At 62.8% G+C, this 13,578-nt stretch carries 9 protein-coding genes; 4 read left to right on the top strand and 5 right to left on the bottom strand.

Annotation, left to right across the window (positions count from 1 at the left end):
• Nucleotides 1-243: 243 nt before the first annotated feature.
• The 5 genes from CHB99_RS28690 to CHB99_RS28670 all read right to left on the bottom strand — a co-directional run bounded on the left by CHB99_RS28690 (nucleotide 244) and on the right by CHB99_RS28670 (nucleotide 6,444).
• Nucleotides 244-1,869 (bottom strand): GTPase, encoded by a 1,626-nt coding sequence (locus tag CHB99_RS28690; protein ID WP_052419512.1) that lies wholly within the window; start codon nucleotides 1,867-1,869, stop codon nucleotides 244-246.
• A complete protein-coding gene (locus tag CHB99_RS28685; RefSeq protein WP_042127588.1) occupies nucleotides 1,856-3,709 on the bottom strand; it encodes a dynamin family protein in 1,854 nt (617 codons plus the stop codon). The genes CHB99_RS28690 and CHB99_RS28685 overlap by 14 nt, the downstream gene beginning before the upstream one ends.
• Nucleotides 3,706-4,173, bottom strand: a complete 468-nt coding sequence (locus CHB99_RS28680; RefSeq protein WP_042127586.1) for a hypothetical protein — start codon at nucleotides 4,171-4,173, stop codon at nucleotides 3,706-3,708. Before CHB99_RS28680 ends, CHB99_RS28685 begins: the two co-directional genes overlap by 4 nt.
• A gap of 25 nt (nucleotides 4,174-4,198) precedes the next feature.
• Nucleotides 4,199-5,035, bottom strand: a complete 837-nt coding sequence (locus tag CHB99_RS28675) for a GTPase (protein ID WP_167335881.1) — start codon at nucleotides 5,033-5,035, stop codon at nucleotides 4,199-4,201.
• Between the two features lie 494 nt (nucleotides 5,036-5,529).
• Entirely contained in the window at nucleotides 5,530-6,444 is a 915-nt protein-coding gene (locus CHB99_RS28670) for a LysR family transcriptional regulator (protein WP_042127585.1), read from the bottom strand.
• A 224-nt stretch (nucleotides 6,445-6,668) separates the two neighbouring features.
• Here CHB99_RS28670 and CHB99_RS28665 point away from each other — a divergent pair, with 224 nt between their 5' ends.
• From CHB99_RS28665 to CHB99_RS28650, 4 genes are all read left to right on the top strand, one after another.
• Nucleotides 6,669-7,691: a zinc-dependent alcohol dehydrogenase family protein gene (locus CHB99_RS28665; RefSeq protein ID WP_042127583.1), complete on the top strand. Its 1,023-nt coding sequence runs from the start codon at nucleotides 6,669-6,671 to the stop codon at nucleotides 7,689-7,691.
• Between the two features lie 509 nt (nucleotides 7,692-8,200).
• Nucleotides 8,201-9,583, top strand: a complete 1,383-nt coding sequence (locus CHB99_RS28660; RefSeq protein WP_042127582.1) for a hypothetical protein — start codon at nucleotides 8,201-8,203, stop codon at nucleotides 9,581-9,583.
• 72 nt (nucleotides 9,584-9,655) lie between these two features.
• On the top strand, nucleotides 9,656-11,302 hold the full coding sequence (locus CHB99_RS28655; protein WP_042127592.1) for a VRR-NUC domain-containing protein: 1,647 nt from the start codon (nucleotides 9,656-9,658) through the stop codon (nucleotides 11,300-11,302).
• Complete coding sequence (locus CHB99_RS28650; protein WP_042127590.1) at nucleotides 11,299-13,554, top strand: ATP-dependent DNA helicase; 2,256 nt, start codon at nucleotides 11,299-11,301, stop codon at nucleotides 13,552-13,554. Before CHB99_RS28655 ends, CHB99_RS28650 begins: the two co-directional genes overlap by 4 nt.
• Nucleotides 13,555-13,578: the final 24 nt, after the last annotated feature.

Here is a 13,578-nt window from a genome sequence, read left to right as displayed (position 1 = left end):
ATGGCAGAGTCCTGCGTTGAAAAGGCCAGAACTCTACGGAAACTCAGACGGGCTGGGGCGTTGACGGAATTTCAAAGGTTTTCATACAGAGCCTAGTTGTGTGAGGGCACCACCGTCTAGCCGGTGACAAAATCCTTGGTATTAGTTGCTATCGGCATCAAAGGGATAATGCTGATGAGGGAGCTGTGAGCCTGAGATCCCGCCCAGGCTACCCGAGTCGTCTGTACGCGCCCCCTTACCGAGTCAATACGCTTGACGTAGTGCCAGCAGGGCTTCTTCGAACAAATGCTGGTCTTGCGTCTGTTCTTGCCCGCTCTGCACGAGCAGCGCGCGCTGGGTCACCATCCATTCATCGATCGGCTTGAAGACTTCCTCAATCACCAGAGCAATCTGGTTCAGATAGGCTTGGCGCAAGTCTTCGACAAAGGTACTGGCCGCATCCTCGACTGCCTTGGTCTGGCGATCCAGCGCGGCCTTTTCGGCCTTTTCACTGCTGATGGCCTTGTAGATACCGTAGATGGCCACCCCTGCCTGTAGCAGCGGGCCAGCCCAGCGTCCTGCCATAGCGGCCCAACGCTCCATGGTCTTTTTGCCGATCCCCTTGAACAAAGTGGGTAGCAGCTCTTTGCCCAGCTCCAGCGCTTTCTTCACGCCTTGCTCGGTCATCGTTTTCAGGTCACCCATGGGCATCTTGCGCATGGCGTCCTTGAGCGCTGGCGACAACCCACTGTCGTCACTGCCGTTGCCCTCGCGATTCACGCCATTCACGCAGGCGTGAGCAGCACCGAAGGCGCTGTCGGCCAACGTCTGGCCAATGTCTTCAAGTTTGCGTTGGGTGGTCGGCAACTCGTTATTGAGGGCGGTCATCATGTCGGCGGTCAGCGCTGCGATGACTTTTGAGGCGCCGTCTTCCATGGCCTGCTCAGCCTGTTCAGCGGGTTGCCGGTGTGCATCGTTGATCAGCGCTACGACACTCGACTTGGCGCGTACGCAGCGGCTGTCGAGGTGATGACGTAGCACGCTCTGCAGCCGGTCACGTTCGCTGTCGATCTGCAGGCGGGCTTTGTCCAGTGCCTGCGCCTGCTCATTGCCGCCAGCCTGATGCAGGCGCATCAGGGCCAGTTCAATGGCTTCTTGCAGGTCTTTGTGGCAGGTTTTTAACATCACGCCACGGTCACTGCTGGCAAGGAAATCGCTTAGCGCATGTTCCAGTTCGAGGATGCCACTGAACTCCACCAGCGGCTCCTTGCTTTCCACCCGGCCGCGCAGGGCCGCCTTGGCATTTACCCAGTGAATCGGCACTTGCTCCAGGATATCGTCAATACCATAGGGGAGGGCGGCGTTCTGCAGATACTTGCGCAGGTTGTCGTTGATGCTGAAGAAGTCGCGGCTGTCGTGCTGCACTCCGGCCTTGTTGTTGACGACCAGCATCACTCGGCGCCCGGAGCCAACAATTTTCACCAAGCGTTCCCAGGTGGCGGCCTCGTCGATCGTGCCGCCAGCGGCCACCACGAACAGCACCACTTCGCTGTCCTGCAATTGTTGCGTAGCAACTTGCTCATGCGTGATCGGCGCATCGATCCCCGGCGTGTCCAGGAGCACGTATCCCTGCCAAGGATATTCGGCCACCACCGAGGTTTCCGGGTGGTCGGCCATGGGCGCTTCGGCACGGCCCATCAGGGCGTTGAGCAGCGTGCTCTTGCCCGCGTTGTAGAGCCCATAAACCATGATCTGCGCACGCACACGTGCTGCTCGGCTGTGCAAAAGCTTGCCCAACTCGCTGACACGTTCGGCTGGCAACCAGCGCTGGAGTGGAGCATTGACGTTGTCGTAGGTGGCGAGTACGCGAGTGAAATCAGGCAGGGCCATGATCGAGTTCCTTGCTAATGTCGTTGATCTGTTGCACAGCGAGATCGTCCAGGTTTTGCAGGGCCTGGCTGAGGCTCGACAGCCAGGTCGATACATCGACGAAGCACAGCGCATCGAGCTGGAGGTAGAGCTGCTTGAGGCGCTCTTTGGCGTAGTCGATGAAGTGTTCGCGCGTAGACAGAGAAACTTCGTCACGGTTGTCGCCGACGATGATTTCGAACTCGGTCGTCTCATCGAAATGGCCGCCTGCGGCCCCGCCGGCCTTGGCGCCCATCCAGCCCCCGAGGGCTGCACCGATGAGCCCGAAGATGATGGTTCCGGCTCCCGGCGCTATCAACGTACCAAAGGCGGCACCGGCCTCAGCTCCACCCCAACCGCCGAGCCCGCCGCCTCCAGCCTTGCCGATGCCTTCGTTGCGCCGCGATTGGTAGCTGACGCTGCGCTTACGCGCTGCAAATCCCGGTAGCGCCTTGTCAGCTGGCGCCACGCTCTGCGCGGTGTGGCCCAGATCTTCGAACTTCTGTCCGATGGGCTCGCACAGTGCTCCGGCGCACTCAGCGAATTGGCGGTCGAACAGTACCCAGCACGCGTCGGAAAATCCTTGGTCGTTCAGCGCGTATTGATCAGCCAGCTTGTCGATCTCCATGGGCAGGCGCTGCTGTAGTTGGGAGAGCACTCGTTCGGTGTTGTTTTTCAGCTCTTTGCGCGCTTTGGCTAGTTCGCTCTGAAGCTCACTCAACAGCGCCTGCTGTAAACCAATCGACTCGCGCAACTGGCGGCAGAAGGCTTGCAGATTCTTCGACGGCACTTGCTGCTTGATCTGCAGGCCTTCGGCAACCGCAAGGCGACCGATCTCTCCCGCAAAGTCGCCCAGGCCGCTGGCTTGCCAGCGCTCTTGCTGTTTTTCAGCGGGGCCTTGCTCGGCGTAGCAGGAGGAGATGGACTGAACCTTGAGATCATCCAGCGAACAGTCGGGAGCGAATTCGCGCAAGGCCTGGATGAAGTAGCCGATTTGCAGCTGGCGTGCGCTGTCGCTTTTCATGATCAGCGTCTCGACGACCTCACCGTCGTCATTCACGTCCACGTCATTTTCATCGCTGCCGGTGAGCAGCACGAGCATATTCTTGTCCCTTTGCAACAGCGCCCTGGCCTCGTCCAGGTCTGAGCGCCGGCCTGGGCTTTCAGATTTGCTGAGGAACACCACCAGGTCGGCGGCATCGACGTAGTCTTTGGTCAGCTCGCCGTTGCCCGCGTTGACCGAATGTAGCCCAGGCGAATCGACCCAGGTCAGCCCTGGCAGGCGAAAGCCTTGGATGGCACTGGTGGCTTCCACGGCATCGACGCCGAAACAGCCGTTTTCGCGGATTTGCGCATCGCTGGTCTGTTCGCACAACTGCGTGGACGTTTCGCTGAAAAACTCAGGCTTGGGCTGCGCCTGGGCGATCAGTTGCGCATCGGGTTCGGTGCAGCCGTAAGCCAGGTAATTGCCCAGCGAAGACTTGCCAGCCTTGACCTTGCCGAAAACAAACACCAGCAGAGAGTCGCCGAATTTGCTGCGAAACTGTGTGTTGCGTTCGTAGGCCCTGACGTTCTTGATCCAGGTATCGAAGCGCTCATCCAGATTATTCTGGCAGGCCTTGGCAAAGGTCAGGAAGGGGTGGTCGGGAGCCAGCCCAGAGCGGCTCCAGGGCGAAGTTGTGCGAATCTGCTCCAGTGCATCCAGAGCATGCTTAAGACGCGCTTCGCGTGCCTCGACTTGGCGTTGCACATCGCTGAACCCTTGCGCGACCTGAGCAAAGACTTGCAGCAGTTCGCTGCGGTTGGCGGGAATGCAGGTCATAGCGATCTGTCCAGAAGTTGTCGTTTCAAGCGTTTGAGGCCTTGAATTTCAGCGCGCAGGGCTTTGGCCTGGCGCTCGCGCTCTAGCCATTGAGGGCTGAATCGGGTATTCGGTGCCAGCAGGCGCAAGGCCTTGAGTTGGCCTTGCGCTGTGGCTAAAGGCGGGCTGGCGACGAACGCACGGAGGCTTTCTATGCTCACGCCGGCGTGGCTTTTGCCTGAAAGTATGAGGTCGGCCTTGTGCGAGGTCATCAACTCGCTTAGCTGTGCGTCGATGTCCTTAGTGAGCCGTTGGTTACGCTGCGTCTGGGCGTTATCCCTGTCTCGTTTGCGCGCGTGCGCTTCGGCCTGTTCGCGCGATTTGGCGCGAGCCTGGCGTTCGGCTTCTTCCTTTTCCTTTTCACTGTCGGAATTGACCACCGCTGCGACAACGGTGCCGATCACGGGTATCAGTAGCCACCACATATTGAATCTCCTTGCGTGGAATCGATCAGTCGCGCGCCAAACCATGGCTGACCGAGTCGAAGAGTCGTTCGACACTGCTCTGCAGTTGCGCCAACTGAGCGGCCTGCTTGCCCTCGAGCTTGACCAAACGCTTTCTGCGCTGGGCAATTTCTTGGTCGAGGATATACTCCAAGGCGTCGCGGCGGTGCTCGTCGCGCTGTTTGTTCAGGCCCCGTTCAAGCAGCCCCGGATGCTCCTGCAGATGCTCGCGCAGAGGGTCGAAACCGCTCAGTTCGCACAGCTTGGCGCTGCCCTTGCGCACCCCGTTGCGCAAGGAGGTGAACGAAGTTGCGAAGATGGCTGGCACAGTCCCGAACAGCGACTGCAGGATCTTGCCGATCGCTTGCTCGCTGACTTCCCGCTGGGTGACGCTTTCGACATGGGTTAGAACCACCACCAGGTGGCGCTCCAGATCCGGGCGACGGCGCTTGAGTTCGTACAAGAAGGCCGTTTCGATTTGTTCAAGCGTGGCGGTACGCAAGTTGTGCACGAACAAAATGACATCGGCATTGGCCAGGCCTAACCACGCGAGTCGATCATCCTCCTCGCAGGCATCGATTCCCGGGGTATCTAGATAGAGGCGTCCCTCATGTTCTAACGTCTGTAATTGTGTGGTTGCCCGTATTTCCTTGGTTTCAAAGGCTTCCGTTTCAATGTGCCCGGTAAGGCCGTTGAGCAGTGCGCTCTTGCCCGCATTCATCAGTCCGCATACGACAATCCGAGGTGCCGGGCCAAGGCTTTTTGCCTCTTCCAGCTCCGAGCGCAGGCGGCAGAAGTCAGGGTGTTGCTGGGTAAGCTGGATCAGCAAATCGTCGTCCGTCACCTTTCGCTCCATGTATTGGATCCCGTTTGCTGCATAGCATGGCGATGAGACGACTAACTGGCAACTGGCTACTATTCGGCCTAGCGCAGGCTCTGCATGGGGCAATCATGCCACTGGCACCCGAACTCCAGCATCCTACGTGTGAGCTGCCGACGTTCTGGCAACGCTTTGAAAAGCGTCGTAGTGATGTCTGAGTTCAGCTTGGCAAGCTACACCTGCGACACTGATTGCACAGGAGGTATCGCTCGGATGTTCACGTACTTGAGTAGAGGAGAGCATCTTATCGACCTACTTTCACTCTGTGATGTTTGGGAACCGCAGCGGGTGAGCTTTTGAGAGGGAGAGTGTTGGACCTCAGATTGGGGGCATCGTTTTCAAACTATCCAAAGCATGCCCTCAAATATGCCCAAAATGTAGCAATTAGCTGGAAGTAAATGGCTGTTCGAGGCTAGGAAAAGGCAGAAATGATCAGCTAGCAAGAATGCGCGAAGCTCCTAAAGACTCTCAGGGTCGCCGAAGAACATCTGAATCCGCGACCGCAACCACTTCTCCCCGGGATCGTTATCCTGCGCCCCGCGCCAGGCCATGTGCAGTTCGAAGGTGCGGGTCTCCAGCGGCAGTTCCTCGGCGCGCAGGCCGCCGGCGGCGGTGAGGATGTCGGCGGTGTAGTCGGGCACCGTGGCAACGATGTCGGTCCCGGTCAGCAGGCTCCCCAGGCCGTTGAACTGCGGCACCGCCAGCACCACATGGCGCTGCCGCCCGAGCTTGGCCAGTTCGTCATCGATGAAGCCGCTGAGGTCGCCGGCAAACGACACCAGCGCGTGCGGCCGCTTGCAGAAGTCGTCCAGGCTCAGTGCCCCCGGCACGCTGTCGGCGCGCAGCAGTTTCGGCTTGCTGCGGCGCAATACCTTGCGCTTGGCGTTGGCCGGCAGGTCGTCGGTGTAGCTGACGCCGACGGAGATCTCGCCGGAGGCGAGCAGGGTCGGCATCAGCAGGTAGTTGACCCGCCGTACCACCAGCACCACGCCCGGCGCTTCGGCGCGTACGCGCTTGAGCAGGAGCGGCAGCAGGGCGAATTCGGCGTCGTCGGAAAGACCGAGGCGGAACACCGCGGTGCTGGTCGCCGGGTCGAAGTCGGCGGCGCGGCTGACCGCGGTGGAGATGGAATCCAGCGCCGGGGAGAGCAGGGCGAAGATTTCCGTGGCGCGGGCCGAGGGCTCCATGCTGCGCCCGGTCCGCACGAACAGCGGGTCGTCGAACAGGGTACGCAGGCGCGACAGCGCGGCGCTGATCGCCGGCTGGCCGAGAAACAGTTTTTCCGCGGCGCGGGTCACGCTGCGTTCATGCATCAGGGTCTCGAAGACGATCAGCAGATTGAGATCGACGCGGCGCAGGTCGTTACGGTTCATCGGCTTCGCTTCGCTTCGCTGGCGGTTCGGGGCTAGGGATGAATCTTACGGGCAAAGGCTGCTACCCTGCATGGGTTTTGTGGCGGTGTGCCAGTGTTTGGCGGGAACCGTTGCATGCGACCAATCGATGACAAGCATGTCGACTATTAATGACCACTGATGGTCTAACCAAGAAAGCCCCGATAGAGTTCAGGGCATTAGAGGTCTACAAGGCGAGGTTTGCGATGTCCCGCATGATCCGTTTCCACAAGTTCGGTCAGTCCGAGGTGCTCAAGATCGAGGAGCTGCCTACGCCTGCACCGGCTGCCGGGGAAGTGCAGATTCGTGTCCAGGCGATCGGCGTCAGCTGGTACGACGTGCTCTGGCGGCAGAATCTGGCACCGTCCCAGGTGCGCCTGCCGGCCGGTATCGGCCATGAGATGGCGGGTGTGGTGACGGCCGTGGGCGAGGGCGTCGAGGACCTGGCCGTCGGTGACAAGGTGGCCAGCTTCCCGGCCACCAGTCCCAACGAGCACCCGGTCTACGGCGAGGTCATCGTCCTGCCGCGCACGGCGCTGACCCGTTATCCCGACATCCTCACCCCGATCGAGGCCAGCGTGCACTACACGCCGCTGCTGATCGCCTATTTCGCCTACGTCGACCTGGCCCGGGCCAAGGCCGGGCAGACGGCCTTGATCACCGATGCCAGCCATTGCGCCGGCCCGGCCTTCGTGCAACTGGGCAAGGCCCTGGGGCTGAAAGTGATCGCCGCCACCCGCGACGCGGCCGAGCGCGAGCCGCTGCTCAAGCTGGGCGCCGACAAGGTGATCGTCACCGAGGAACAGGATCTGCTCATGCAGATCAACAAGTACACCGACAACCGTGGCGTCGACATGGTCCTCGATGGCCTCGGCGGGCCGCAGATGTCGCTGCTCGGCGATGTCCTGGCGCCCCGTGGCAGCCTGGTGCTGTACGGTCTGCAAGGCGGCAACCAGACGCCATTCCCGGCCTGCGCGGCGTTCCAGAAGAACATCCAGTTCTTCGTCCACTGCATCGGCAACTTCACCGGCAAGCCGGAGCTGGGCATCACCCAGGACCAGGTCGCCCTGCACCGTGCCCTGCGCGACATCAACCAGTTCACCGCCGATCGCCAGCTGCTGCCGCAGATCATCCAGGTCTATCCGTTCGAGCGGGTAGGGGATGCCCACCGGCATATGGACGAATGCCCTTGCGGTGGTCGGGTGGTCCTGGAATTGCCGGACGTCTGACGCACTTTGTCGTGATCTCCCGCCAAGCCCGAGAATTGTCTCGGGCTTTTTTGTGAAATTTGCCTCAGAAAATTTCAGAAATTTCCTATTAGTCTTCTGCGGACTCAGGGCAGCGCTTGGGCTATGTTGTTGCTGTCGGAATTAAGCGGTTCAGGTGTCCGTAGAATTACGCAGCGCACCGGAAAAGCGAACTTCCCATTGTTGTATGAATAGTCCCACTACGAAGAAAAATTACCGCCTGTTGTCATCTCAAGGAGCGAGATATGTGTATCGAATTACCTTGTCGTTCTGAAGGCCCTGCTGCGCGGGCTCCAGCCCGTTTACCGAGCGTGTTGAACTTGCATGCTTCAGTTTGTCGGTATGTCTTGTAGGAAAGTAAGAAGATTCCTGCAGATTAACCACGGTTCCGCGGCGAATAATCCACGACACAAGACCGGTCAACCTGGCGGTATGCCTTTGTGCGGGCATTTTCCGGGTGTTCACCGGCGCTAACTATCAGGGAATTGAATATGGGCGCGATTCACGACCAGGCCATGCAATATGTCTATCAGCAAGTTCTGCAACGACTGCTCGAACGCATGAGCCAGGGGCAGCGCGCGTCTCTGCAGTTGCTGATCCAGCGCTTGCTGGTGGTCGCCGGGGGGCTTGAATGCATCGCCGGGCTCAAGGTCATGCTGGTGCATACCGGCGCTTGCGACAGCACCCGCACCCTGGCATTCCTGCGCGCCGCGCAGTTGAGCCTGGCGGCGCGCTCTCCCGGTACGTTCTCCCTGCGCGTGGCGACGGCGCGGCACAGCGACATGCCCGCGGTGGTCCTGAGCAATATCGAGCGCGCCTTCGCCGCGCTGGTGGTGCATGACGACCCGCGCGTCGAGCTGCTGATGGTCGACGATGCCCAGGTGCGTCCCTTCGATGCCCGCCAGCCGATCTCGCGGGCGCAACAGCAGGCTGACCGGCATGCGGTGCTGATGGCCGGACACCTGAGCGGCGGCGATGCCGACGTGGCGCTGATCCACCGGCACTACCTGGACCTCGCCGACCTGCACCGGCTGGGCGCGACCTGGAACGGCGGCGTCGATGTGCTGATCAGCGCTGAGCCCGCGCCGCAACGCAAACGTTTTCTCGCCACGGCGCTGCGCATGCTGCGCGCCGCCGGCCTGCCCAGGGTGCGCCCGATGGAGTCGTTTTCCCGCGGGCTGTTCGATCTGGTGACGGCGCTGCGCGACGAATACCGCCCGCCGATGCCGGTCCCGGCCGCGCAGGACAAGGCGTTCGAGCCGCGGGTGCGCATGCCGCGGGTGATCGCCGTCGACGATCTGGTACTTGATCCGGCCTGTACCCACGGCCCGCTGCTGCACGATCTGTTGCGCTACCAGCATGACGAGTGGGCCTTTGCCTTTGCCTCCAGCGACGCCGGCAATCCCTTGCTGCGCCTGCACCTGCGCGGGTTGCGCAACGAGTTCGTTGACGCCGGCGATTACCAGGCGTGCCTGGCGGCCGGTCTGCAACGCAGCGAGGAGGGCATGAAACGCCAGCAATTGCCGCAGCCCCTGCGCGAGCAGTTGCTCGATCCCTGGCAGAAGGACGAGGACCTGCAGCAGGTGCGCCGTCTGGCCGGCGATTTCGCCTCCCAGGCCTGGGGTGTCAGCGAGGCGCAACTGGTCTGCCTGCTGTTCGCGCCGATCGTTGGCCAGGGCCGGGGGCTGGAGGAGTTCCTGCGGCGCTGTCACCCGGGCATGCTGGTGGCGCTGCCGTATCTGCACAAGGCCCTGCAGGGACAGCCGGCCAGCGAGTCGGTGGCGCAGTGGCTGACCGGCACCAGTGGCTTGCCGATGGCCACGCTGCAGGCGATCTACCAGCGCAATGGCCTGGGTGACGGCCGCGACCACTGATCTTGCGCGGTTGCCAACAAAGCGAATCTGTATGTATAACCAGTGCCCAGCCCGCCACTGGTTATGCGCCCCGTGATCGCCGATTCCCTCAACGACCCGTTCTACTACCTGCACAACTTCCGCCAGGTGCTGGACTGGTTGCGCCTGCGCTACGGCGACCTGCTGGACGCCGAGGAGCAAGCCTTCATCGCGGGCTTCGAGCGTTTGCCCCGGGCCAGCCAGGCCTTGCTGGTGCGCATGGTGATGCGCAAGGGCGTGCATTTTCGTGGCCGGCGTCTGGCCTATGACGAAATCGGTCCGACCACCGAGGCCATGGCGCCGTTGCTGGCGCTGGGTTGGGTCGATGCCGATGCGCCCTTGCTGCTGGAGGAACTGTTCCAGCTCCTGCTGAAGGACGAGATCAGCCGCTGTTTCGCCCCACTGCTGACTCGCCCGAAGGCTGCCAAGCATGAGCTGTTCGAGCAGATCCACGAGCGCTTTCCCGAGCCCCGGCCGCTGCGCGAATGGTGGCCCGAGTGCGCCGAGGCGATCTACGTCCTGCGTCAGCAGGCGGTATGCGACCGTCTGCGCCTGCTGTTCTTCGGCAACCTGTACCAGGACTGGTCGGAATTCGTTCTCGCCGATCTCGGCCTGCTGCGTTATGAGCCGGTTGATTTCGATGGCGAGTCCCGGGCGTTGCGCGAGCGCGCCGATGTCGAGCTGTGCCTGGCCCTGCATGCCTGCGCCGAACAGCTGGAAGGCGAGGTGGATATCGATCTGCTGCTGGGCCGCTTGCACGGTCTGAGTACGCGCAATCCCTGGCTGGAGCGCCGCCGCGCCAAGCTGGTGTACCACCTCGGTCACCTGTGCGAGCGTGCTGGCGACTGGGCCAGGGCCCGGACGATCTATGCCGGCTGCGCCCATCCCCAGGCCCGCGAGCGGCATATCCGCGTGTTGGAACACAGCGGCGAATTCCAGCAGGCGCTGGAACTGGCGACCCTCGCCGCCGACCATCCAGGCAGTGCCGCCGAAGCCCAGGCCCTGAGCCGCATCCTGCCGCGCCTGCGCCGCAAGCTCGGCGGCCCGCCGCAACCACGGCGCAAGGCCCCGGACATCAACCGGGTGGACCTGACCCTGCCGGCCGAATGGGCCAGCCTCGGCGTCGAGCGGGCAGTGCTGGCGCACCTCGAGCAGCCCGAAGCACCGGTGCACTACGTCGAGAACACCCTGTTCAACAGTCTGTTCGGCCTGCTCTGCTGGCGGGCGATTTTCGCGCCTTTGCCCGGCGCTTTCTTTCACCCGTTCCAGAGTGGCCCGCAGGATCTGCTCGACGAGGGTTTCCACGGGCGTCGCGCCGAGCTGTTCGCCGAGTGCATGGGGCAACTGAACGATGGCCGCTATCGCCAGACCCTGCGCGACACCTACGCGGCCAAGCACGGTGTGCAATCGCCGTTCGTGTACTGGGAGTTGCTGACCCCGGAACTGCTGGAACTGGCCCTGGACTGCCTGCCGCCCGCGCACCTGAAGCAGTGTTTCCTGCGTCTGCTGGATGATATCCAGGCCAATCGCGCCGGGATGCCCGACCTGATCCAGTTCTGGCCGGGGGAAAAACGCTACCGGATGATCGAGGTGAAAGGCCCGGGCGACCGCCTGCAGGACAACCAGTTGCGCTGGATCGAGTTCTGCAGCGCCCATGGCCTGCCGGTCGACGTCTGTCATGTGCAGTGGGCCGCGGCATGAGCTACCGCGTGGCGGTGCGCAGCCTGTGCGAGTTCACCGCCAAGGTCGGTGACCTCGATCTGCGCTTCACCCCTTCGCCCAGTGCCCAGGAAGGCATTGCCGGGCATCGCCGGGTGGTCGCCCGGCGCGGGCCGGAGTATGAGGCGGAAGTGGCGCTGGAAGGGCGTTTCGGTGAACTGGAAGTGCGCGGGCGCGCCGACGGCTATATCCCGGCGCGCAACTGCCTGGAGGAAATCAAGACCCACCGCGGTGACCTCGCCAGCCAGCCGGACAACCACCGACAACTGCATTGGGCCCAGGCGAAGGTCTATGGCTGGCTGCTGTGCCAGCAGCGCCAGTTGGCGTCGATCGACCTGGCGCTGGTCTACCTGGACGTGGACAGCGACCAGGAAACCCGCTTCGAATGCAGCGTCGCCGCGGTCGAGCTGGAGGCGTTCTTCCATGACCAGTGTCGGCGTTTCATCCAGTGGGCCGAAGCCCAGTCCCACCGTCTGGCGCAGCGCGATGCCGGGCTGAATGCGCTGGGATTTCCCTGGCCGTCTTTTCGCAAGGGCCAGCGGGAACTGGCGGAAACCGTGTACAAGGCAGTCAGCACCGGTCGCTGCCTGATGGCCCAGGCCACCACCGGCATCGGCAAGACCCTTGGTACGCTGTTTCCGCTGCTCAAAGCCATGCCGCGCCAGCCGCTGGACAAGATCCTCTTCCTCACCGCCAAGACCCCGGGTCGCGCCCTGGCCCTGGAGGCGCTGCGCCAGGTGCACCAGGCCAGCCCGGAAACGGCCTTGCGCAGCCTGGAACTGGTGGCCCGCGACAAGGCCTGCGAATACCTCGGCACCGCGTGCCATGGCGAGGCCTGTCCCCTGGCCAGAGGCTTCTACGATCGCCTGCCCGCGGCCCGCGAAGCGGCGATGCAACGGTCGCTGCTGGACAAGGCGCAGGTCCGCGAGGTGGCCCTGGCGCACCAGGTCTGCCCGTATTACCTGGCGCAGGAGCTGGCGCGCTGGGTCGATGTGCTGGTGGCCGACTACAACTACTACTTCGACCAGAGCGCGCTGCTCTTCGGTCTGGCCCAGGCTGAGCAGTGGCGGCTGGCGCTGGCGGTGGACGAGGCGCACAACCTGGTGGAGCGGGCGCGGCAGATGTACAGCGCCAGCCTCGATCAGGGCCAGTTGCAGGCGTTGCGCCGCGACCCGCCGGCCGGCCTGGCCAGCGCGCTGCGCAATCTGAACCGGCAGTGGAATGGTCTGTACAAGGACCAGCTGGCGCCATATCAGGCCAGCGACGAGTTGCCGGCGGCCTTCGTCAAGGCGTTGCTGCGCTGCGTCGGACTGATCCAGGAATTGATGAACCGCACGCCGCGGGCAGTGGACCCGGCGCTGCTGCAGTTCTTCTTCCAGGCGCTGCAGTTCACCCGCCTGAGCGAGGTGTTCGACGGGCATTTCCTCTTCGATATCAGCCAGCGCGGGGCAGGGCGGCGGCGCCTGGCGACCCTGTGCCTGCGCAATGTGGTGCCTGCGCCCCTGATCGCCCCGCGTTTCGCCGCGGCGCGCAGTGCCGTGCTGTTTTCCGCGACCCTCAGCCCGCGCCATTTCTACAGCGACCTGTTGGGCCTGCCCGGCGATACCGCGTGGCTGGAGGTGGATTCGCCCTTCGTCGCCGAGCAGTTGCGGGTGCGCATCGTCAGGGACGTGTCGACCCGCTTTCAGCACCGCCAGGCGTCGCTGATGCCCATCGTCGAGCTGATCGCCGCGCAGTACCGCGAGCAGCCGGGCAACTACCTGGCGTTCTTCAGCAGCTTCGATTACCTGCAGCAGGTCGCGACCCTGCTGGCCGAACGCTATCCGACCATCGAGCAGTGGGCGCAGTCCTCGGGAATGGACGAGGAGCAGCGCCAGGCCTTTCTCGCCCGCTTCGTCGAGGACGGGCGCGGTATCGGTTTCGCCGTGCTGGGCGGGGCGTTCGCCGAGGGGGTCGACCTGCCGGGTACGCGCCTGATCGGCGCCTTCATCGCCACCCTCGGGTTGCCCCAGGTCAACCCGGTCAACGAACAGCTCAAGCAGCGCATGGGCAGCCTGTTCAGCGCCGGCTTCGATTACACCTACCTCTATCCCGGCGTGCGCAAGGTGATCCAGGCGGCCGGGCGGGTGATTCGCGGTACCGAGGATCGTGGCATGGTCATGTTGATCGACGACCGTTTTGGCGAAGCCCGCGTGCGCCGGATGTTTCCGTCCTGGTGGGCGCCGGAAAATTAACCACTGCGTGGGAATTTTCGCCGT

It is taken from the genome of Pseudomonas japonica (assembly GCF_900188455.1).
Taxonomy (GTDB): domain Bacteria; phylum Pseudomonadota; class Gammaproteobacteria; order Pseudomonadales; family Pseudomonadaceae; genus Aquipseudomonas; species Aquipseudomonas japonica.
Note: the sequence above shows the minus strand (reverse complement) of the source record. Positions and strands in the feature narration are given on the sequence as shown.

What these genes read in the sequence shown, in the direction of transcription:
- CHB99_RS28680 (WP_042127586.1), bottom strand. Translation starts at nt 4,173, where the DNA reads ATGTGGTGGCTACTGATACCCGTGATCGGCACCGTTGTCGCAGCGGTG.
- CHB99_RS28690 (WP_052419512.1), bottom strand. Translation starts at nt 1,869, where the DNA reads ATGGCCCTGCCTGATTTCACTCGCGTACTCGCCACCTACGACAACGTC.
- CHB99_RS28650 (WP_042127590.1), top strand. Translation starts at nt 11,299, where the DNA reads ATGAGCTACCGCGTGGCGGTGCGCAGCCTGTGCGAGTTCACCGCCAAG.
- CHB99_RS28665 (WP_042127583.1), top strand. Translation starts at nt 6,669, where the DNA reads ATGTCCCGCATGATCCGTTTCCACAAGTTCGGTCAGTCCGAGGTGCTC.
- CHB99_RS28670 (WP_042127585.1), bottom strand. Translation starts at nt 6,444, where the DNA reads ATGAACCGTAACGACCTGCGCCGCGTCGATCTCAATCTGCTGATCGTC.
- CHB99_RS28685 (WP_042127588.1), bottom strand. Translation starts at nt 3,709, where the DNA reads ATGACCTGCATTCCCGCCAACCGCAGCGAACTGCTGCAAGTCTTTGCT.
- CHB99_RS28660 (WP_042127582.1), top strand. Translation starts at nt 8,201, where the DNA reads ATGGGCGCGATTCACGACCAGGCCATGCAATATGTCTATCAGCAAGTT.